Below are 22939 nucleotides of genomic sequence, written 5' to 3'. Positions count from 1 at the left end.
AGAGTCATGACAAAGGGGTATTGGAAAAAAAGTATCGGTGTACTCACAGGTGTTCTTTTATTAAGCAGTGTACTTGCAGGATGTGGAAATAGTTCAGAATCCTCTACAGGATCAGGTTCTACAGGAGGAACAAGTGAAACGGTTATCTATGACTGGCAAAATGCAGATAGTTATGTGTATAAGATGTCGGAACAACTAGCCAAAGAATACAATGAACGTAAAGATGCGACAACCACGATGAAAGTACAGCATATTCCGGGAACTGATCGGTATTATCCGAAGCTTAATGCAGAGCTTGCAGCGAATGCAGGCCCGGATGTATTTGTAAGTCACGCTGCTGGTAAGTTAAAAACATATGCAGATTCGGGCAGAATTATGGATTTGACCGAGATTTTAAATGCAGATCCTGAATGGAAAAAAAGCTTTACTTCAGGGGCATTCAATCTACTGACATTTGATAATAAAGTGTATGCGATCCCGACAGCATTTGCGACAGTACCTCTTTTTTATAACAAAGAAATTTTTGCAAAATATAATCTGACTCCACCAACTACTTACGAAGAACTCAAAAATGTTATTAAAGTACTTAAAGATAATGGTGTTACACCATTTGCATTTGGAGCCAAAGAATCATGGACAAGCGCTCTATTTAGCGAAATGGTAGCGAATCGAATCGGTGGAGACGAGCCATTTAACAAATTGATGGAAGGAACAGGCACATGGATGGACCCTTCGTATATTCAGACAGGAAATGTAATGAATGAATTACGAGATATGGGTGCTTTTCCTTCTGGATTCTTGGGATTGGATAATACTGCAATTACGAATATGTTCAAAAATGGTGAAGCGGCTATGTTCGTGATGGGAAGCTGGGCAGTAGGTTCAGTAGAAGCAGCAGATTCCAAAGTTCAAGGCAAAATAGGAATCGCCAAATTCCCTACATTTGAAGGTGGTAAAGGTGATCTAAACACATGGTTAGGGCAACCTAGTTACAACCTAGTCATTCGTGCGAATACCAAAAATAAAGATGCGGCTCTTGAATATATCAAAGCTTGGACAAGTAATGATGTCCAGACCAAATTGGCAGAAGAAAATGGAGATATTCCAGCAGTCAATGTGAAGCTGGATAAAGACAAAGTGCCTGCTGTTGCACAAGATTTGCAAAAAGAAATGTCTGATATGAAAGGCATGTTTATTTTCTACGATGTAGGTCTAGGCGCGAAGATCGGCGATGAATACAATACAACAATTCAAGCGATATTAGCAGGACAAGCACCGGAAGAAGCTTTTCAAAGTCTAGAACAATTCACTCAAGATAACAAAGAATAAAAAAACAGCAAAGTATTCATTACAAAAAAATACAGTAAGAAATCATAATTCTCTGGCATCTGAATGATAAGGAGCCTTAGTGATAGTGATTTCTTACTGCTTATTCCTCAGCTAGATAATCTGCAAAGTAAATATTAAACACCATTGTAGTTCTGGAAAGGCGGAAAATGATGGAACGAATGTTACGAAATAAGTCAGCAATTATTGTATTTTTGTTGCCTGCATTGCTACTGTATACAGCGATCGTGTTTATTCCGATTGTGGCTTCGATTTACTTTAGCTTTTTCAAATGGGATGTTATTAGTCCGATGAAATTTATCGGTCTGGATAATTACACACGTATGTTTACCAGAGATTCGGTCTTTTTTACCAGTATCAAAAATATGATGATTTTATTGTTTGTCAGTCTGGTTATTCAGCAAGGACTCGGGTTTTTGCTTGCTATTTTGATTACAGGTTCGATCAAAGGCAAAGAATGGTTTAAAAATATTTTCTTTTTTCCAGCGGTTATCTCTAGTGTGGCTGTAGGGATGATGTGGAGCTTTATCTATAATCCTGAAATTGGCATGCTTAATAAATTGTTAGAAGTGCTGGGGATGTCCTCACTGGCTAACGATTGGTTATCTCAACCGGATACAGCAATGTGGGCGGTATCTTTTGTGGTGGGCTGGCAATACCTCGGGTATACGATGATTCTGTATATTGCTGCTATTCAGAATATCCCTGCGCATATTTTTGAATCGGCTCGGATCGATGGTGCGGTGGGTTGGAAAGTTGTTTGGCATATGACGATTCCACTGGTACAACCGATTATGAAAGTAACAACGATTCTGATAACAATTGGTTCACTCAAGTTCTTTGATCTCGTATTTGTCATGACAGGTGGAGGGCCTGCCAATCAGACACAGGTACTCGCTTCTTATCTGTATGGTAGATCATTCCGTCAATTTGAATACGGGTATGGAGACGCCTTGTCAGTGATCTTGTTGTTAATGTGTCTGGCGGCAACAGTACTGATCAATATGATTTTCCGCAAATCAAGTATTGAATATTAAATCGGATAGCGATGGGGGTGAACAGGAAGGATGAAATCTTCGCCTTATGTAGAGACAACCAAACAGCAAAGTAATGTAGATACACGACGTTTTTTTCCGCTAGGTAAAATCATGATTTATGCTGTGCTGTGTTTTGTAGCGATTTTCTATGTATATCCATTGTTATGGTTATTGCTTAATTCGCTCAAAGAAACACCTGAAATCTATACTAATCCATGGGGATTGCCCCAACACTGGATGTGGAGTAATTATTGGAATGCTTGGACAACAGGTAATACAGGCAGATATCTGCTGAACTCGGTCTGGATTTCTTCAGCTACTTTGGTCGCTGTACTGGTATTTAGTGCGATGTCGGCATATGCTTTAACCAAGTTACGTTGGAAATTATCAAAAGCGACGTTTGTTTATTTTCTATTAGGAATGATGGTTCCGATTCATGCGACATTGATTCCACTGTTTGTATATTTTACCAAAGTCGGATTAGTGGATTCTCAGTTCGGTCTGATTCTGATTTATATTTCATTTGGGTTGCCAGCGGCTGTACTGGTATTGTGCGGATTTTTTACAGGTATTCCGAAAGAAATGTTGGAAGCGGCTGTGATGGATGGCTGTACAGTGTATAGTATTTTTTGGCGGATCGTTATACCGATCTCGAAGCCTGCGCTGATGACAGTTACGATTTTGAGTTTTGTTGGGGTGTGGAACGAGTTGTTATTAGCACTTGTCTTTATTTCCGATCCTGACAAACTCACGCTTCCTGTTGGTCTGACCCGTTTTGCAGGGGAATATACAACCGATTATGCACCGATGTTCGCAGCGATTATGATCGCTACCATTCCAACAGTAGTTTTATTCGCTGTGTTCAACAAACAAGTATTAGCTGGAATGGCTGAAGGTGCGATCAAAGGTTAAGTTTTATCGACTTAATTGACTAGAAACACAAGTAGAAGTGCAAAAAGATCTGCACTGATCCTAATACAAGCCCTGTAATAGCAAACGCTCTACCATGTGTAGTACGAATCGAAATAAGACTAAACGTGAGCACAAGAATAAGTAATTATTCTTCATACATTTTTCAGCTAATCTTAAGCTAGTTTCCATAAAGAATTCATATACATTGGGTATAATATAAGTATAGAGTTCGTATTCTGGAACTGGAGTGATTACAATGAGTGAAGAATTTTTGGATGAATTACACAAAATTAGCCATGATGATGATTGGCGCTATAAATTGTTAATGCAAGGTGTTAAGCAGACACTGGCGACTCGCAAAAGCGAAAGTGCGCTGAAACGATACATGAGACGTAAAAGCAAGCATATTACCGCAATCTGGAAATAAACGAAGAGTGCTATCGATTGGGTAAGTTGCTATTTAATCGAAAAATCACTTTGATTTGAAGATCTCATGTATATGTGTAATGTCTACTTATTATGTCGAGATTTTATAATGATAAAGGTATATTATTATCTTCTGTGCATGTTGTTCGGGATAATAGACGAGCGATCAGTTCTCTACGACTGGTCGTTTTTGTTTTGCTAAAAATAGATTTGAGATGATCTTGCACAGTATACGGTGAAATATGCAAAATATCAGCAATTTTGCGTGTTGATAATCCTTCGATCACTTGATCGACAATCTGTTGTTCACGTTCAGATAAATGATAAGCTTCCATCATCCACGGCAAAATATCAAGTGGAGAAGCCGATTGGATCGCTATCATCAATTGGATACCGGTGGTCTTGCCATACAGACCATACGCTGTAATATGTACATAATCATGTTGACGTACAGGTACACATACTTGAATCGGTGAGTTCTCTGTCGAAGGGTGCTCCCACTGATGTGATGATTTTGCTGTATGAGTATAATCAGCTAATGCCATACTGGCTACCGCAAGAATAGGACGTGGAAGTACAGATTCGGTAATGCCTTCATGTTGACGTAATACGTCTAACCAGTGGCAAGTATCCGAATTGGATGACAACAATTCTAATTGTTCGGAGAACATCATAATGCCAGGCGAACGTAATTTGATCTCATTGACAAAAGGAATCGCTAGACTGAATTGACGCAAATGCCGGGCAATCACAGGAGCAATTTCACTTAATACACCACATTCTTGTTCGCTAAATAAAGACTGATCTTTTTTCCGAAAAAGGGTCAAATATCCCCAGCATTTACCTTTATACAATAACGCTGCCCGTAATTCATCTCCAAAGCCAGCAGGCTCCAAAATATCTCGATATCGCGAACTCTGTTCAGGTTGACCTTCTGTAATATGATGCAATGTCACTACAGGATGATCAGAATAAACCAGTTCATCGTAGTGATTGATATCTTCATGTCCGTATTCATAAGCTAACAATTGATGATGAATCGACTCGATATTGTGTTCGACTACTGCTCCAGTAGACAGTAAGCGATACGGATCAATATTTGTACAACAAGCACCTGCAAAAGGAATCATTGGTTTTAATTCTTCTAATAAAGAGTGGATATACGCATAAGAAGAATGAGAACGTTGCGCGAATTCTTCGAGCTTTTGCATGTAAGTCTGTGTATTCATAATGATCGCCTACCTTTGTTAGATTTCTATCCTATCAGTTCTATCTTTGCTCATGTGTGCGATACAAATCCCATCTTTCTGGGATAGTGATCTTACGATAACTGTATATACTTAATAATAGTTACCGATTATACCAGAAGGAGCATGACGATGACCAATTCCGATATATCTATAAGCTGTAACAATTCCCCAGCAGAACAGTACATGGAGCGTATTTATCACAAGATTCCAGATTATGAGTATCTATACAGGCTAACAGAAGATGGACTGCCAGTGCAATCAAGGCATAAATCATATCCAAAATATAGAGATAAACAGTAGGGGTGTAACCGATGGAAAAAGAACAGATTGTTGTTGTAGGAGGATATGGAAGTGTAGGGCAGACTATTTGTCAGCGCTTGAGTGAATTATTTCCAGAACAAGTGTATGCTGCGGGAAGAAATATAGCCCGAGCAGAGCAATTTAGCCGTGCAACTCATGGAAAAGTAAAACCTTTACAATGGGATATCCAGCAACATCCAGCTAGTACTATAGATCATGATTATGTAGAATCAAATATCATTATCCAGCCTCATATTCAAGATCAATTTGAACAATTATATCAATGGTCAAACGTAAAATTAGTTATTATGTGTCTGGATCAGCATGATACGATATGGGTGCAATATTGCTTGAGTGCAGGTATTCATTATATTGATATTTCGGCTAAAGATTCTTTTCTATCTCAGCTAGAACAACTGAATTCAGCTTCTTGGCAAGCGACAGCATTACTGAGTGTAGGGCTGGCACCGGGATTAACCAATTTACTAGCACAGTATGTCTGTACCTTATTGGATCATATCGATCATCTAGAATTGTCTGTTGTATTAGGATTAGGAGAACATCATGGTCAAGCAGCGATCGAATGGACAGTCGAATACCTTTTTTTCGGTGAAAAAGCAAGGAGAATGGAGCGAAGTTCATAGTTTTACCGAAGGACGCAAGGTGTCATTGGGCACAGCATTACCTTATCAATATGTATATCGTTTTCCATTTTCAGATCAACAAGCATTAGCCAGAACAACAGAGATACCAACCATATCTACACGTCTTGGATTTGATTCAGTAGCAATAACCAGAATAATCGCTGGTCTGCAAAAAATAGGCTGTTTTCGTTTATTATCAATCCCATGGATACGTAGAGCTATTGTGGCTATATTTAGCAATGTGCATATAGGGATTGAGCAATATGGTATCAAAGCAGAAGCGATTGGCTTATACGACAATCAATCAGTATCGGTCTCTGGTTGGGTAACAGGTTATCATCAGTCGATTGTTACTGCTGAAGTGACAGCGATTGTCGCAGAGATACTCTATACTTCAAATATGCCTTACGGTATTTATCATCTACAACAGCAAATAAGCTGGGAGCAAGTCATCACACGTCTGCAACAAGTGATTCATATCGAGTGGGGAATAGAACATGATCCAATCGATAGAGCTGAATCTTCAATATCAGTTCAGCTCTAAATGATTGATTATACATCACTGGATTTATCTATAAAAGGATCTACTAAAGAGTCTGCAAAAATTGACGCATGCGTTCTAATGCTTCATCTAATTGCACAGAAGATGTAGCGTAAGAGCAACGTATAAATCCTTCGCCACCTTTACCAAATGCTGTACCCGGTACAGCCAATACACCCACTTCTTGTAACAATCGACCTGCAAACTGTTCTGAAGTTAAACCTGTATGAGCGATAGAAGGGAAAGCGAAAAAGGAACCGAGTGGTTCATGACATTGTAGCCCGATTTGACGTAATCCTTGTACAAAAGATATACGACGAGCATTATAAGAAGCCATCATTTCATCTTTTGCAGCTAGACCATGAGGTTTGAGCGATTCCAGCGCAGCAATCTGACCTAGAATCGGTGCACACATAACGGTATATTGATGGATTTTGAGCATAGCTTGAATTAATTCTTCAGGGCCACAAGCATATCCAATACGCCAACCAGTCATAGCAAAAGCTTTGGAAAAGCCACTAAGTAACAACGTGCGTTCTTTCATACCCGGTAGACTTGCAAAACTCACATGCTTTTGCCCGTATGTTAATTCTGCATATACTTCATCGGTAATCACAACTAGGTTATGATCTTCGACGATCTTAGCAATCGGCAACCAATCTTCATACGTCATAATTCCACCTGTCGGGTTACTCGGATAGCTCAAAATCAATATTTTGGAACGTGGTGTGAGACTTGCAAGTAGTGAAGCAGGTGTCAATTTGAAATTGTGCTGAGCAAACGTCTCTACCTCAACAGCAACACCGCCACCTAGATTCGTAATCGGTGAATACGATACATAACAGGGAGCAGGGACAAGAATCTCATCACCTTCATTAATCAATACACGTAATGCTAGATCAAGTGCTTCACTGCTACCGATGGTCACCATCATTTCATGGACAGGATTGTAATTAACTTTGAAATTCGTATGCAAGTAATCAGCGATACTTTCGCGCAATTCAGGTAAGCCAGCATTATGAGTGTATGTTGTTCTGCCTTCTTCTAGCGCACGAACACAAGCTTCACGTACTAGACGAGGTGTAGGAAAATCAGGTTCACCGATACCAAGTGAAATAATATCGGTACGTTCTGACGAATAATCAAAAAATTTGCGAATACCTGAAGGTTTCATTTGCTGTATAGAAGGGGTTAAAAATTGGCTAATAGTTGATGTTGTCATGGTTGTTCCTCCTCAAAAGTCTTTGAATAGTGAATAACGATCTGTTCACGTATAAGATTCAGTAGAGGATGAGGGAAAAGAAAACAAAAAAGACCCGTCCCTAAAAAGGGACGAGTCTTTTACCCGTGTTACCACCCTAGTTCCACTTTGTGCGTACACAAAATGACACTCTGCTACGTATCTATCAATACGTGTTCCCGTTAACGCTGGACATGCGGCAGCACCTAGTTGGTTATTTCAGCCTGCTTCTCGGAGATGGCTTCAGCTAGCATCTGAACGTTGGTTTGCACCGTACCCAACTCTCTGTAGATCAGATTACAAGCGTACTCTTTCTCGTCATAGAATGTGTATATATTTCATCATTATTTATAAGTGGAATCATTACATGCAATAGATAAAAACGATTAGCGATTGATCGATCAAAATCGTAGGCTTAGTATAATCCCTCTTTTTTAGAATTGCAATACCTGAATTGGAAAATAAGAATTTGGGAGACTGGATTACGCTGTGATTTTGTTCAAGTTGATCATTAGATTTTTCAATAGTTTTTGCAGAAATAATCAAATAGATCTGTAGATTATTCAATTAATTCTAACGATTCTTCAATTTGTAAGCGCTATCTTTGTAATATGCTTAAGAAGCTCACAAACGAACTGTTTATTATTCTTATCATAAAAGGAGAGAACAGGATGAAGAAAAAAGCAAGATCGGTATGCAGTAGTATTGGAATTGCGATCTTAATGTTATCCCTTTTACTGCCATGTTTTCAAAGCCCTCTTTTGGCAGCAACTTCAACAGCAGTGTCAGCAGACGTTAACCGCACAGTCACTATTAACACCTCAAATGTAGTTCAGTCCGACTTTTTGGGAATCGGCGTTAATATTATTCCAACCAATCTGATGGCGCTGGGTGCTAAATATGGATATAACGACGCTTATTGGGCGATGGATACGCAACGGATTCATCAATTTCAACCCAAAGTAGCTCGTGTCTGGTTTCAATTGGATTGGATGGAACCAAGTAAAGGAACATACACATGGAACAGTGAAAAAATGCAAAAATTTTATCAGTATATTGATGCCTTAAAAGCGTCAGGAACCGAAGTGGAATTGAACTTTGGATGGAAAGTAGGTTCCAGTATTCAAAGCTGGTTTAACTTTCCTAATCTAAAAGATCCATATGTCAGCGCACCGACTGATCTACCGGCGTATGCTCGTTCTGCTTCAGCATTGTTGAACGAATTAATCAATAAGCGTGGATACGACAATATCAAATATATGACTTTTTATAACGAACCTAATGGAAGCTGGGATTTTGAAGGACCTACCGATCAGAAAGCGTATTTTGCTCAAATGTCTCGGGCAGTTAGTGAACAGTTAAAAGCAGATGGATTACGTGATCGGATTCAGTTATGGGGACCGGAAGAAACAGGAGCGCTCGATTGGACACAATACATGAAGCAAAATGCAGACGATGTCTTTGATGCATATACTTTTCATGTCTATGGAGCCAGCTATAACGATCTGGGAGCACGAATCGCAGAACGCAAATCAGCAGTTGGTTCCAAGCCGATTGTGATGACTGAATTTGGATGGGGCGATGATAATGCGAGCAATTGGGATTCAGGCTTTGCCAATTCTGTCATTCGCGCTGCTAATGATGGTCTGCAAGGAGCACTAATGTGGCAACTTAACGGTGCATGGACTTCTGATCCTGATGGTGATACAAACGGCAGTTATACGATGTGGGATGGATTACCGTTAGGACTAAAACCTAACAAAACCTATTATTCTGCCGGATTGTTAGCTAGATATGTACCTGAACACAGTCAGGTGCTTACAGTAAATACAGGCGGAGCCAGCGATATTCGTGCAGCCGCTTTCAAAGCCAAAGATGGTAATTATACGATTGTATTGGAATCGAAAAGTGGACAAAGTAAAAATGTTACGTTCGATTTTGGAACAACCATGATCGGCAAAACTTTTTACAAAATGAATTATCAAGATGATGTACAGCGCGATGGTAACGCGTTATTGCCAGCAGTAGAAAATTCATTTACAGCGAACCAATCATTCACCGATTCTGCTATCAATAGCGAATATAACGTGTCTATTTATACAACAGCGAAGCCACAGGCACAGGTGAAGATGACACCGATCGAATCAACCGTAGCTTCAGGCAGTACATTAACATTGAATGCGACAGTGATTGACGCTAGTTATAGTCAGACAAGTGTAGCAGCAGATACGTATACTACAGACGATATATTACCTGTTACTGAAAATGACGTAAAAACGAAAGTTGAACAGGATATTGTCAATAATGATTCGACCACTACAGCAACTTCAGATACGTATGCTACTCCAGCCGAAGAATATACACTTTCTTCTGCATCGACAGATGTGACCTGGAGTGTGGTTGGATCAGGCAATGGCACAATCAGCAGTACCGGCGTATATTCTCCACCTGATGTGACGACCGAGAAATTGGTAGCTATCAAAGCGACAAGTGTAGCAGACCCGAATGGATATGGAATTGCTTTAATCAAGGTTATTCCGCAATCGATAGCAAGTCGGGTAGACGCACCAACACTGAGCTTAAAGTCCGGTGTGTATGATACATCTGAAGCGGTCACTGTAAAAACAGGCACAGCAGGAGCAGAGATTCGTTATACGTTAGACGGTAGTGTGCCTACCACTTCTTCAAGTCTTTATACCAAGCCTGTTATTTTACCTGAAGGTGGAACAAAAGTATTCAAAGCAAAAGCGTTTAAATCAGGATTAACTGCTTCGGGTGTTACTTCTGCTTTGTACAAAATATTGCAAAATAGCACAGGACCTGAAGGGTATCAATTCTGTATGTATGAAGGGGGTACATGTAGTTTTGACGGCACAGCCAGTGTAGCCTATGGAGCAGATGGATTATTCAAATATGGCACATTTACGAATGGCGTAGCATGTACAGATGAAGCTTTTGGTGGTGATCCAACACCTAATCTACCGAAGCGTTGCTATTATACCAATGATGTACCCGAGCAGACACCTGTTGTAGCGATCTATAATACAGGCTTTGAAAAGCCAACAGTGTCTACAACCAAAACAGGGCCGTTTACAAGTGGTTGGACATTCGATAGTCGGTCTGGAGTACAGCGAAACGGCAGTGCTTTTGGCGCAACTACAGCACCGGAAGGACAACAAACCGCTTATCTCAAAACCGATGGCGGTGTATCGGGCAGTATTACGCAACAACTAAACTTTCCTCAAGGGGAATACAAGCTTAGCTTCAAAGCTGCTAAACGAACCAGTTTTGGAGGAACACAGACTTTTGATGTGTTTGTAGATCAGACCAAGATCGGATCATATGCTCCTACGTCTGGTAATTATACAACGTATACTACCAATGCTTTTACAGCTAATGGAAAACGTACAATACGATTTGTAGCGACAACCACAACAGGCGATAATACAGCATTTCTTGATCAAATCTCGATCCAGTTAGCTAGCGATACACCAGTACCACCGTCAAATCCTGAAGCGGTAATAGCCAATACAAGCTTTGAAAACCCTACGACAACCAATACCAAAGTAGGCCCTTTTACAAGCGATTGGGTATTCAGTACACGTTCAGGTATTCAGCGTAATGGTAGTGTATTCAATCCAGCCGCCAATGCTCCAGACGGAGTGCAAACGGCTTATCTCAAAACAGATAGTGGAGTAGCAGGATCGATTAGTCAAAGTATTACATTTCCAGCAGGCACTTATGCATTAACATTTCAAGCTGCCAAACGAACCAGTGTAGGAGGAACGCAAACATTTGATGTATATGTAGATAACAAAGTGGTCGGTTCATATTCGCCAACATCAGGCACATATACATCATATACAACTAATAATTTTGTAGTTACTGCCGGAGAGCACACTATCAAATTCGTAGCTACTACATCGACTGGAGACAATACTGCTTTTATCGATCAAGTCAAACTCATTCAAAAATAATACTTTTATAAAAAAGTGAAAGATGAAAACGTAAAAACGTAATTGTGAATCATGAATAGGTATCTCATACAGATCACTTTACCCAGATAAAATAACAATTGCCGATAAGACGACCGCTCTCTATCTGTCTTATCGGTTGTTGTTATCAAGAGGAGAATCACAATATGAATCTAAAGCAAGCCCGCAGTCTTGATGAACAAGATCGACAAAGCTTTGCTGCTACACATACACCATGGGATGCACCTGCTGCAAAAATCTCAGTACAACCTACAACATCTTCTTCAAATAATATGAATGACTTACTAGCTACTTATTCTGTCAATCCATCTTATATAAAAGCTCCACAACAATATTTAGATGGTAACTGGGAAATGGTGCAGGGAGGTGAAGCAGAACAAAGAATCTATCAATCGTGGGAATCGGTTATTTCCGTTCCTGTACCGGGCAGTATTCATCAAGGGTTAGTACAAGCTGGTATATTAGATGATCCTTCGTTTGGTGAACATGCCGCTCAAGCCAAACAGTATAGTCATCAGACATGGTGGTATCGCTGTACGTTTGATATCGAAGATATCGCTGTATTTGCTTCATCCCGATTGATCTTTGAAGGTGTGTCTCCATCATGTGTTGTCTGGTTAAATGGTACTCGTCTTGGTGAGCATCAAGGAGCATTTGGTGGGCCGATATATGATCTGGGTTCCCTGTTGCAGTCGACCAATACATTGATCGTTCAAGTTCATCCAGCACCACTCGGCAATGAATGGAATATATGGGAGTCGACAGTTGTATTTAATTGTAATTACGGATGGCACTATGTGAATTTACCAGCAGTCGGTATCTGGCGTTCTGTACGTATTGAAGCTATTCCGTTAGTCCAGATCCAACATCCTTTTGTTCAAGTAAACAGTACCGCTCAAGCCAAACAAGGAGAGATTGATCTTGCTTTTGCATTAGCAAGTCAGCAATCAGCATATAAAGGTGTGTTGTATGGTGAAATTGTTCCTGATAATTTTGCAGGGCAATCGATCAAGTTCCAACAATCTATCCAACAGGATTCTTATCTATCTGAACCAGATCATGTGTCTCCTTATTACACTCGTAATGTACATCTACAATTGACGATTCCAGATGCACATCTCTGGTCACCGCTAGATATGGGTGAGCCATATTTATACCGATTACAACTAATATTTATTCCAGATAGTCCAGCTATATCAGAAGATTCTATGATCATGCACAATCCTGTATTGATAGATCAACAAGAGATTACATTTGGATTACGATATATCGAAATGAAACCGTTACCTTGCGGTCAGCAAGCCGATATGTACAACTGGACATTAACCGTAAATGATCGTGCTGTCTTTATTAAGGGCAGTGGTTGGTGCACGTTAGATGCCTTGATGGATTTTTCAAGAGAACGATATGATCATTTTTTGAGTTTGACGGCTCAACAACATACTAATTTTTTGCGTGCTTGGGGTGGGGGTATTCCAGAGACAGATGATTTTTATGATCTATGTGATCGCAAAGGGATTATGGTGATGCAAGAGTGGCCGACGTGTTGGGGAAGTCATGCGCGTCAACCGCAGGACGTTTTAGAAGAAACAGTGCGCCTCAATACATTACGATTGCGCAATCATGCTTCTCTTGTGATGTGGTGTGGTGGCAATGAGACCAGTACTGAACTAGATCATCCAGCTATCCAGATGATGGGACGTTACAGTATAGAACTTGATAATACTCGACCTTTTCACCGCACTGATCCATGGGGTGGAAGTACACATGATCATATTGTATGGAATGGATGGACACCAGCATATAGCTTTGATTATTACGCTAATTTGGGCGGTATTATGCTTAGTGAATTTGGATTAGCATCTGCACCTAACTTGGAATCGGTATTGCGTTATATGCCAGCAGAAGAACAGCAGCAATGGCCTCCACTACCGGACAAAAGTTTTTATCATCATCTTCCTGCTTTTGATACACGGGATGAGTTACGCATTTTATCAGAATTTGCAGATGCATTTATAATATGTGATCGATTGGAGCACTTTGTTATCGGAACACAGCTTGCTCAAGTCACTTCATTACGTCACAAAATGGAATCTGCTCGCTGTCATTTTCCAGATGAAATAGGTGTAGTGACTTATAAATTAAATGATGTGTATATCGGCGTATCGTGGGCGACGATTGATTGGTACGGGGTACCGAAAATGTCGCACTATTTTACACAGGATGCTTATCAACCGTTGTTAGCGTCTGTGTTATTTAACAAATTAAACAGTCCTCATGAAGATCAGTCGTTACCTGTCTACGTGTTAGACGATCAAGGGGTATTAGATCAGTCATGGTCGGTCGGGGTACGCGTATATGACCAGCAATTACAAGTGATTCAGGCAGAAAATTGGCAACAAGAAGGCACAGTGCCATCAGTACATCTTATCGGTACTATCGAACTTCAACAGGCACCACTAGCAGAGTCTCCGTTATTGATCGTATCTGAGATTATGCAGGGTAATGAAGTCAAATGTCGCACGTTTTACTGGTTAAATTTTGCTGATCGTCAGGGAGTGCTATGGAACTTACCACAGACTTCGTTAACAGTAGGTCAGCCTCAAGCTTCTAAGATGTCACTATTGCATTCCTCTGTTGATTTTCCCTATGAGATTGAAGTGAAAAATACAGGGACATTACCCGCAGTAGGCGTAGAGTTGTATAACCAATCGGATGATGTAGAGCAGTCTATTTTGGTAGCAAGTGATAACTTTTTTTGGTTAGATGCCGGAGAAAGTCGCTGGATCGGCGTAACCGATCATCGTTCTTTGCACGTAAAAGCATGGAATAGTTATACAGGACAAGCTTATTCTCAGTCTCAATAATGAGAACTTTATTGCGTATGATCTACTACTAATCAGCAGATAACTTCAAAGGTGGAGATATAGATGAACCGATCTTCATGGATAGACAATAATCATATATCAACAGATCAATCAGCAGAGCCTAATATTGATCAGCAATCCTCGGTATCAATATTTGATACATTGCTGAATCCGCCAACGATGTATCGAGCGATTCCTTTCTGGTCATGGAATGATGATCTCGACCCGCAAGAAATTCGTCGACAAGTCGGTGAAATGAAAGCGGCTGGCTTAGGTGGATATATTATGCACGCTCGTGCAGGATTAGAAACACCTTACATGGGCGAACGTTGGATGGAATGTATTCAGGCAGGTATTGAAGAAGGGCAACGATTAGGAATGAATGTCTGGTGTTATGACGAAAATGGTTGGCCTAGCGGATTCGCCGATGGTGTAGTGCCCCAGTTAGGGCTGGACTATCAGCAAAAATGGCTTAAATTAGAAGCACTATCAGAACAAGAAGATCATAATATACAAGATGATAATACAATTGCATGGTATCGAATCGAAAATGAACAATGGGTTGTGCTGGACGAACGCTATAAAGAAATTGCTCAATATCGAGCTTATTATGAAGTGAATCCATACTATATCGATACATTAGATGCCCAAGTCGTACAAGCTTTTATCGAATCTACGTATGAGAAATATCATCAACAATTTGCTACCCATTTTGGACAAGCGATTGCAGGTGTATTTACAGATGAACCTCAATATGGACGTTATCAGATTCCATGGTCTTTTACATTAGAACAGCAATTTCAACAGACATATGGATATTCGCTTCTTACCGAATTACCTCTTCTTTTTCAAGAAAGCAAAGGATATGAAACATTTCGCTATCAATTTTGGCAACTGGTTACCGCATTATTCAGTCAATCGTTTATGAAGCAAATAGGGGATTGGTGTGAAGAGCGACATATACGCTTGACCGGGCATGTGGTATGTGAAGATCATTTGACAGCTCAAGTCGGTTCTGTAGGCGACGCTATGGCTTCCTACGAGTATATGCAGACTCCGGGAATCGACTGGTTAGGCAGAGGCATCGATCATCCATTAACACCCAAGCAAGTAAGTTCTGTTGCACATCAATTAGGTCAGAAATTCGTCTTATCTGAAACATTTGGCTGTAGTGGATGGAATGTATCTTTTGCAGATCTAAAATGGATTGCAGAATGGCAATATGTACATGGTGTTAATTTGATGTGTCAACATTTGGAAGGGTATAGCTTGCGTGGAATCCGTAAACGGGATTATCCACCTTCATTGTATTATCAGCAACCATGGTGGGAAGAATATCATAAGTTTAATGATTATTTTGGGCGACTATCTATGCTAATGGCTGAAAGTCAAAAGCATATTGATATTCTGTTGTTACATCCTATTCGTTCGTCATGGATTGCTTATAATGATCAGATCAATACCGAAGGTGAACGGATACATCAAGATTTTGTGCAAATTAGTCAATGGTTATGTGAACTTCAGCGTAGTCATGATTACGGTTCAGAATCGATTATAGCTCATCATGGGCGTATACAAGATCAGCAATTGTGGATAGGTGAAGCTTCGTATCAATTAGTCATTTTGCCTCCGATGATAACGATAGCGAGTAAGACAATAGACTTGTTACTGTCATGGTTAGCACAAGGAGGACAGGCGATAGCTCTAGGTACATTACCTGTCTTGATTGATGGACAACCAGATCAACGTCTGCTTCAACTTGAACATCATGTAACTGTATTGAATATTGATCGAGAATTAATATCATATGAACTGGATCAACGATTATCTGCGACGATCAAGCTTCATCAGCTCACACCTATTGTACCTGCACAGCAAGAGTCAATATCTTTATCTGCGACAGATCATTCTCCGATTCTGACCCAGCGAAGTACATTGGAGCAATACGAATTATATTATCTCGTCAATACTGATCGTCATATCAGTTATACGACAGAGATTGAATTTCCTTGTCAGGGGCATCTAGAGCAGATCAATCTTCAAACAGGTGATATTCATACTGTATCTACTGCAATAAACGTTCCAAGTGATAGTCATACTATGAATATCAAGCTTACATTTGCACCAGCTCAATCTTATCTATTTCGCATATTGCCAGCTCAACAAGCAACTGATCTGTTACCGATTGCTGAATCTTCGCTACATTCTCGTTCGGGTATAAGCGACCAGCATAGTGTAGAAATGAGTTCGAACTGGCAAGTGATGCGAAGTGATCTGAACAGTTTAACTTTAGATCGGTGTCGATTACAGATCGATAAAAATGAATGGAGTGAACCGCAACCGATTATTTTTTTGCAAGATCAATTAGTGAAAATAGGGCAAGCAGTTGATATTGGGTTGTCTTTTGAAGTACAGCTACAATATGAACCTCAAAATCATCAAGAAATGTATCTGGTGATAGAACAACCTCACTATTATCGTATGACTATCAATGGAACATCTGTAGATCTTCAGGATAGTGGATGGTGGCGAGATATTTCATTTCGCAAAATCAATATTCAAAATCATTTGCATCAAGGTGTGAATCAGATCGTTTTAGAACGTCATTTTCAAAATTCACAAACCACATTTGATGCGGTAGCACGAGCACAAGTCTTTGAATCTGAAAGCAACAAGTTGAGTTATGAAGCAGAGATTGAAAGTATTTATATTTTGGGAGATTTTGATGTGCATAGTCTTACCCCGTATGAATACGAAACAGGCGACAATCATAGTCTGTATACTCAAGGGGAGTTTGTACTGCAAGAAGTTACTCCTACAGCGCATACAGGAGATTTAACTACACAAGGGCTTTTATTTTATGCAGGTAATGTAAAATTACAACAATCTATAATGCTACCAGAAGATATAGCAGATCGCAGAATCTATTTTCAGTGGGATTGTCCTGATGCGGTATTGTCCAAGCTATGGTTGAACGGGCAAGAAGTGCATACTTTTTTGTGGGCTCCTTATGAGGTGGAGATTACTTCTTATGTGCAGAGCGGTGCAAATGAAGTGATTATCGAATTATTTTCCAGTTGTCGTAATCTGTTAGGGCCGCATCATCATATTCGCGGAGAGTTAACGATGGTAGGGCCGGATAGCTTTAAAGATACACCGAGCTGGACAGATGGTGATATTGATACCGAACATATCTATACACCACGTTATTGTATGGTGACATTTGGCTTAACTAGCAACCCTGTTATTTCTGTGTATTAAAAATATAAAGTTCAGACAATATCCCAAAAAAAGGTTGCAATCATACATCAGCGGTTGCATCCTTTTTTTGAGTTTGAGTTTGAGTTTGAGTTTGAGTTTGAGTTTGAGTTTGAGTTTGAGTTTGAGTTTGAGTTTGAGTTTGAGTTTGAGTTTGAGTTTGAGTTTGAGTTTGAGTTTGAGTTTGAGAGGAGTGTTATAGATATGAGTAAAATATATGATGAACATGAATCTATTCCGCAGATGTCTCGTTTGAAAGTCAGTCCGAATCAGCGGTTTGTTATACAGGAAGATGGTACGCCTTTTTTCTGGTTAGGGGATACTGCATGGGAATTATTTCACCGCTTGGATCGAGAACAAGCATTGATGTATTTAACGTGCCGGGCAGAGCAAGGTTTTAATGTTGTGCAGGCTGTCGCGCTAGCTGAGCTTGATGGTATCACAACAGGAAATGCTTATCATAGAATGCCTTTGCTAATGAATAAAGCAGGGGTATATGATCCTTGTCTGCCTGATACTACAGGAGATTACTCGTACTGGGATCATGTTGATTATATTGTAAATACAGCGGCTACACTTGGCATCTATATTGCTTTTTTACCGACATGGGGTGATAAATACAATCAGTTATGGGGAAAAGGCCCTGAAATATTTACAGCAGATAACGCATATACATATGGACAATGGTTAGGAGAACGGTATCGGAATTGTAATAATATTGTCTGGGTACTCGGTGGTGATCGTTCGCTTGATCAACCTCATCATATACAGATTATCGATCGTCTAGCAGAAGGATTACAAGCAGGTGATGGTCATACTCATCTGATCACATTTCATCCCAAAGGTTCAGCTTCTTCATCTCAATATGTACATCCAAAATCGTGGCTAGACTTTCATATGATTCAATCCGGTCATGCCGCAGGTGTACGTAATAATTATGTGATGATCCAGCATGATTATGAATTACAACCGATCAAACCTGTACTTGAAGCAGAACCCTGTTATGAAGATATTCCGATAGATTTTCAAGCCAGTAATGGATATTTTGACGAGGTAGATGTACGGCAGACTGCTTATTATGCTGTACTTGCTGGTTCACTGGGGTATACGTATGGGCATCATTCAGTATGGTGTATGAGTGATGGGATGTATGCTTCTACAGCATTGGATGCAATTGGTGATTTTATTATAATGTCGTGGCAACAAGCATTAACTCGTCCTGGTGCTGAGCAGATGAAGTGGTTGCGCCAACTGATGCAATCGGTTGATTTTGTAACAGGTGTACCTGATCAATCAGTAGTAACAGCTAACTTTGCAGGAGCTAACTATCAAGTGGCTAGTCGTGGCGTAGATTATATTCTAGTCTATTGCCCTCAAGGTCTGTATGTTAAAGTAAGATTAGGTATCCTGAATACAGATCAAGTCAGTCTGAACTGGTATTGTCCACGAAGCGGACAATTATATCCGATCGATATAGTAGCGAATGATGGAGTACATACACTAATCGCTCCATCCAGTGGACGAGGTCAGGATTGGGTGTTATATATTCATTCTGTACGTAAGGAGTGAGGTTGAATGTATAAAGTGATGATCGTAGAAGATGAGATGCTTGTACGCATCGGGTTGAAAAATTCAGTAGACTGGAGCAAGTTCAATATGCAGGTGATTGCTGATCTTCCAGACGGGCAAAGTGCCTGGGAGCAGTATCATCAAGAGCGCCCTGATATTATTATTACCGATATTCGAATGCCCAAAATGGACGGTATGGAATTGATTGCTCATGTGCGTGCAGAAGATAAATCGACTCGGGTTGTTGTCTTATCTTGTCTGGAAGAATTTGAACTTGCGCGTAAAGCAATGTCTCTAGGCGTATCCGGTTATATCCTCAAACTAACGATGACTGAAGAAGAAATTCAAACGATATTACAGACGATTCGTAATGAACTAGATCATCAGCAACGTACCAGAGTAGTCGAAGATCGCCCTTCATTATTGCCTTCTAATATTGAATTGATCAAAGAAAAGTATATTAAAGATTTCCTGTTATACGGTATCTATTCTGTCGAAGAATTTGAACGATTTGCTGTACAGAGTCAGATGCAGTTGTCACCTGTACGTCTGGTCGCTTGTATGATGGAAGTGGATCATTATTCCAAATTAAAGCAAAAATTTAAAGATGAACATGGTCATCTAATCAAAATGACATTACTTAATATGTTAAATGAAATTACGACTGCTTTTCAAAAAGGAGAAAGTCTGTATATTGATGAGACCCATTATCTTGTATTGCTGAGCTTTGAAGATATATTCTCCGAGCAACAGATCCGTCAGCAGACATTATTAATTTTACAACGGGTACAACATGTGATCGGAACGTATTTTAATAGTTCAGTTTCTTTTGGTATTAGCGAAATAGATAACGCTTACAAATCGCTTCCTCGCTTGTATGTAGAATCTTATGAACGATTACAGCATAAATTTCTTACCGGTACAGGATTGTATCATACAGGGCAGGAACATATAGATGTTGCGCCGATTCAAGCTCAATTAGAACAGATTCGTCTGTATCGTCCTTTACGCGAATTATTATCTCCGATGAAGCAAGAGCGATATGACGATTATATCCGTATACTGGATGAACATCTGTATGCAGATCGGCGATCGATTCAGCATTTGCTATTTCAATTGGTACAATGGATCAGTACCAGTCTATATGATTATCATCAAAATGAAAAAACGATTTTGTTCAATATTACAGATCAGCTAGAACAGTGTGATACATTGCCTGAAATGCTTGCCCAAATTCAATTATATCTGTCTGAAGTGGTAGAGCAATCACGCACAATGATGCATATGAGCAGTGAAATTACCAAAGCGATTCAATATATTAAGCAACATCACACCGAAAATATAAGTTTGCAACAAGTGGCTGCCCATGTGAATTTGAGTTTTGGTTATTTGAGTAATTTGTTCAAAAAAGAATTGCAAATTACGTTTATAGACTATCTGAATCGCTACCGGGTCGAACGGGCAAAAGAGTTATTAGTCGGAACTTCGCTCAAATCGTACGATATTGCAGCTCAAGTCGGATTTTCACCAGAATATACGTATTTTAGTAAGGTGTTCAAAAAAGTAACCGGACTGAATCCTAACGAATATCGCCGTCAATATTGGACACAAGGAGAAGGGACTTCTAATTTACATCATTCTTCACCATCTGAATCGCTGAAAGGCTCGTTATGAAAAAGCTACGCTGGCGTAAAATACAAAAAATTAAAAAAATCGGTAAAGTACAACATTTGGGTACGCAATTAATCGTCTTTTTTATGGCGATTAGTATTATCGTATTTTCGATTGCTTCGTATTCGCTATATTCATTTATGTTGGGATTGATCAAAGAACAAAACGAAAAATTACTATTACAACAATTCCAGCAATTGGATCATAATATTCATAGTCTTGTAGGAGATGTAGATCGCTTATCCAAGCTTTTTCTGCTGGATGATCATGTGCAGAATTATATTCAAAACACGAATATGAACACAGAAATCGATATGATTGATTTGAAAAAGGCGATCTATGGGCGGATCACCAATTTTATCAGCAATTATAACTATATTCATTCGATCTATATCATTTCAGATACGCGGGGAGCATTAGGGGGCAATACCACGCAGACACTGGTACATGGAGAGCAAACATGGACCGATCGCTTTTTTCAATCCGATGGATATGAGAAAGCCAAGCAAGCTTTTCCTAATCTGATTATCGAAGGCGGAATTAAAGAATCTTATTATAATCCTTATAATGTGGATCAATATGATGGGAATCTGGTGAGCTTGATTCGTGGAGTTAGACCTATTTATGAACCACGTACCAATGCTACACTGGTATTCAATATTGATGAAACGTACTTGGCTTCTACGTATGCAGCTTCTCTTGATATGGCAGAAGGAGATATGTATATTGTTAATGAGCAAGGCGTGATTATTTCGGCTAATCGGGCTGAACAAGTAGGTACACAAAGTCCTTATAGTCCGCTACAAAACAGTTATGCTAATTTTGGTAGTTATGATATTACGCGTGATCATGAGCCGTTACAAGTCGTCTATTACAAACTGCAAGATGCCAATTGGTATCTGGTACGTGAAGTGCCATTAACTTTATTTTCAGAACAGATTACTGCAGTACAGCGGATTATGTTAATCGTATTCTCATTAAGTATTCTGGTTATTTTTTGCGCGACTTATTTTTGGTTACGTAAACTAATTCGTCCACTTCATTTATTGGCTCACAAAATGAAAAATGTCAGTCAAGGAGAATTAGGAGTAACATTTACAACGATTCCTAACAATGAATTTGGTATGGTGATGAGGCGATTTAACGAGATGTCGCTGAGTATCGTAGAATTGCTTCGTAGCAATAATGAGATTCAAGAGAAACGACGCGAATTAGAAATTGAAGCGTTACAATATCAGATCAATCCGCATTTTCTATACAATACACTCAATATGATTCGCTGGATGGCTTCCGCTGTAAAAGCAGATCACATTGTTAATAGTGTAGTAGCATTAGGCAATATTTTGCGTCCTGTATTTGCAAGTAAAGATACGATGTGTAGTCTACGGGATGAAATTAATTATTTGGAGAATTATATCAAAATTATCAATTATCGCTTTAACAATACGATTACATTCACATTTGACATTGAGCCTTCTTATTTGGACTATCGGATTCCACGCTTTATTTTGCAACCATTGATTGAGAATTCGACCAAATCAGGCAGACCGGATGATAACGTGATTGATATAGCGATAGAAGTCTATGAACAGGATAATGATCTGTGGATTTCAGTGATAGATTCTGGTCGTGGCTTCGATCCACAGATGCGTGAACAATTAAATAATCAGTTGCAGAGCGGAGACAGCTATACTTCGGAACAACAAGAATACAGCAGTGGTGTCGGATTATATAATGTGAATAAGCGCATACAGCTTTATTTTGGCAAAGAGTATGGTATTCAATTACCTCAAGTTCCTTATGGAGCAGAAGTTGCTATTCATTTACCTCGCTTATTAGAAAGTAAAGATCATATCTTATAAAAGAAAGGATATCCGAATCA

Annotated in this window: 14 protein-coding genes and 1 other annotated feature; of the genes, 12 read left to right on the top strand and 2 right to left on the bottom strand. The window is 39.5% G+C overall.

Features of this window, described 5'->3' with window-relative positions:
- Positions 1–6: 6 nt before the first annotated feature.
- The 4 genes from QE450_RS10480 (at position 7) to QE450_RS10465 (ending at position 3723) form a co-directional block, all read left to right on the top strand.
- Positions 7–1329, top strand: a complete 1323-nt coding sequence (locus QE450_RS10480) for an ABC transporter substrate-binding protein (RefSeq protein ID WP_307299165.1) — start codon at positions 7–9, stop codon at positions 1327–1329.
- A 170-nt stretch (positions 1330–1499) separates the two neighbouring features.
- The gene (locus QE450_RS10475) at positions 1500–2384 is read left to right on the top strand and encodes a carbohydrate ABC transporter permease (RefSeq protein ID WP_273612756.1); all 885 of its coding nucleotides are present in this window, start codon (positions 1500–1502) and stop codon (positions 2382–2384) included.
- Positions 2385–2414: 30 nt separating this feature from the next.
- Positions 2415–3296 carry a carbohydrate ABC transporter permease gene (locus tag QE450_RS10470; protein ID WP_274172496.1) on the top strand — a complete coding sequence of 294 codons (882 nt, stop codon included), beginning with the start codon at positions 2415–2417 and terminating at the stop codon, positions 3294–3296.
- A gap of 256 nt (positions 3297–3552) precedes the next feature.
- Positions 3553–3723, top strand: coding sequence for a hypothetical protein (locus tag QE450_RS10465; RefSeq protein WP_273612754.1), 171 nt, complete (start codon positions 3553–3555; stop codon positions 3721–3723).
- Between the two features lie 103 nt (positions 3724–3826).
- Here the strand turns inward: QE450_RS10465 and QE450_RS10460 are convergent, their stop codons facing one another.
- Positions 3827–4951 (bottom strand): LuxR C-terminal-related transcriptional regulator, encoded by a 1125-nt coding sequence (locus QE450_RS10460; RefSeq protein ID WP_307299160.1) that lies wholly within the window; start codon positions 4949–4951, stop codon positions 3827–3829.
- Between the two features lie 332 nt (positions 4952–5283).
- Here QE450_RS10460 and QE450_RS10455 point away from each other — a divergent pair, with 332 nt between their 5' ends.
- Complete coding sequence (locus QE450_RS10455) at positions 5284–5916, top strand: saccharopine dehydrogenase NADP-binding domain-containing protein (RefSeq protein WP_307299158.1); 633 nt, start codon at positions 5284–5286, stop codon at positions 5914–5916.
- On the top strand, positions 5837–6460 hold the full coding sequence (locus QE450_RS10450; protein ID WP_307299155.1) for a hypothetical protein: 624 nt from the start codon (positions 5837–5839) through the stop codon (positions 6458–6460). Before QE450_RS10455 ends, QE450_RS10450 begins: the two co-directional genes overlap by 80 nt.
- 43 nt (positions 6461–6503) lie before the next feature.
- On the opposite strand, the gene QE450_RS10445 is transcribed toward QE450_RS10450, so the two are convergent.
- On the bottom strand, positions 6504–7679 hold the full coding sequence (locus tag QE450_RS10445) for an aminotransferase class I/II-fold pyridoxal phosphate-dependent enzyme (protein WP_307299154.1): 1176 nt from the start codon (positions 7677–7679) through the stop codon (positions 6504–6506).
- A gap of 103 nt (positions 7680–7782) precedes the next feature.
- Positions 7783–8028, bottom strand: a binding site (T-box leader).
- A gap of 340 nt (positions 8029–8368) precedes the next feature.
- On the opposite strand from QE450_RS10445, the gene QE450_RS10440 reads away from it, so the two are divergent.
- The 6 genes from QE450_RS10440 to QE450_RS10415 all read left to right on the top strand — a co-directional run bounded on the left by QE450_RS10440 (position 8369) and on the right by QE450_RS10415 (position 22919).
- Complete coding sequence (locus tag QE450_RS10440) at positions 8369–11674, top strand: chitobiase/beta-hexosaminidase C-terminal domain-containing protein (RefSeq protein ID WP_307299153.1); 3306 nt, start codon at positions 8369–8371, stop codon at positions 11672–11674.
- Positions 11675–11838: 164 nt separating this feature from the next.
- A complete protein-coding gene (locus tag QE450_RS10435) occupies positions 11839–14559 on the top strand; it encodes a glycoside hydrolase family 2 protein (RefSeq protein WP_307299152.1) in 2721 nt (906 codons plus the stop codon).
- A gap of 63 nt (positions 14560–14622) precedes the next feature.
- On the top strand, positions 14623–17820 hold the full coding sequence (locus QE450_RS10430) for a glycosyl hydrolase (protein ID WP_307299149.1): 3198 nt from the start codon (positions 14623–14625) through the stop codon (positions 17818–17820).
- Between the two features lie 201 nt (positions 17821–18021).
- Positions 18022–19386 (top strand): glycoside hydrolase family 140 protein, encoded by a 1365-nt coding sequence (locus QE450_RS10425; protein WP_307299146.1) that lies wholly within the window; start codon positions 18022–18024, stop codon positions 19384–19386.
- 6 nt (positions 19387–19392) lie between these two features.
- Positions 19393–21060, top strand: a complete 1668-nt coding sequence (locus QE450_RS10420; RefSeq protein WP_307299144.1) for a response regulator transcription factor — start codon at positions 19393–19395, stop codon at positions 21058–21060.
- Positions 21057–22919: a sensor histidine kinase gene (locus tag QE450_RS10415; protein WP_307299142.1), complete on the top strand. Its 1863-nt coding sequence runs from the start codon at positions 21057–21059 to the stop codon at positions 22917–22919. The genes QE450_RS10420 and QE450_RS10415 overlap by 4 nt, the downstream gene beginning before the upstream one ends.
- Positions 22920–22939 lie beyond the last annotated feature (20 nt).

This window comes from Paenibacillus sp. SORGH_AS_0306, from assembly GCF_030819345.1.
Lineage (GTDB): Bacteria > Bacillota > Bacilli > Paenibacillales > Paenibacillaceae > Saccharibacillus > Saccharibacillus kyungheensis.
Note: the sequence above shows the minus strand (reverse complement) of the source record. Positions and strands in the feature narration are given on the sequence as shown.